This window comes from Mycobacterium sp. NAZ190054 (assembly GCF_001545925.1).
In the GTDB taxonomy this organism is placed as follows: domain Bacteria; phylum Actinomycetota; class Actinomycetes; order Mycobacteriales; family Mycobacteriaceae; genus Mycobacterium.
On record NZ_LMVQ01000504.1, the window covers coordinates 1 to 735 of the forward strand.

Below are 735 nucleotides of genomic sequence, written 5' to 3' on the forward strand. Positions count from 1 at the left end.
CGCCGCGCCGGCGCTGGTAGAACCTCAGGTGTGCGCGCACGCCTGGTCCACACCTCAGATCTCGACGACGAGACCCGCGAGGACGCCCGCCGGATGGTCATCGACGCGTTCGACGGGGACTTCGCCAGGGCGGTCGACGTGCCGCCCGCGGCGATCGCCACGGCGCTGGCGACCTTCCGGGTGGGCCGGCACCGCGCGGAGGTCGTCGCGGTGGCCGACGGCGTCACCTACGTCGACGACTCGAAGGCCACCAATCCGCACGCCGCGCAGGCCTCGATCACCGCGTTCGCGCGGGTGGTCTGGGTGGCCGGCGGCATGCTCAAGGGTGCGTCCGTTAACGACCTGGTCGCCGCGACCGCAGACCGGCTGGTCGGCGTCGTGCTGATCGGGCAGGACCGCGCGGTCGTCGGCGACGCGTTATCGCGACACGCACCGGATGTCCCCGTCGTCGAGGTTGTGACGGGGGAGGATTCTGTGATGCTTGAGAAAGATGAGTCAGGTGTTACTTGTGTGACTCGAGTGACCTCGGCGCCCGGCCAGGCTCCCGCCGATGCGCTCATGGCCGGGGTGGTCGACGCCGCGCGGGCCCTCGCCGGGCCGGGGGACACGGTGCTGCTCGCCCCGGCGGGTGCGTCGTTCGACTCAAGTCTCCTCAGGCTCCACGCATACGTGTCGGCACAGGGTCCGGGCGCCCAAGCACAGAAGTCACATCAGGAACAACCGCAACATCAAGCA

1 protein-coding gene and 1 pseudogene are annotated in these 735 nt (G+C 70.1%); both read left to right on the top strand.

All coding sequences use genetic code 11. The features are described 5' to 3' along the window. Positions 1-30 precede the first annotated feature (30 nt). Positions 31-132 (top strand): annotated as a pseudogene (locus ASJ79_RS34470) (aminoglycoside 2'-N-acetyltransferase); the annotation flags it as partial. A 48-nt stretch (positions 133-180) separates the two neighbouring features. Further along, a partial coding sequence (locus ASJ79_RS25060; RefSeq protein WP_369803764.1) for a glutamate ligase domain-containing protein occupies positions 181-735 on the top strand: 555 nt, incomplete at its 3' end.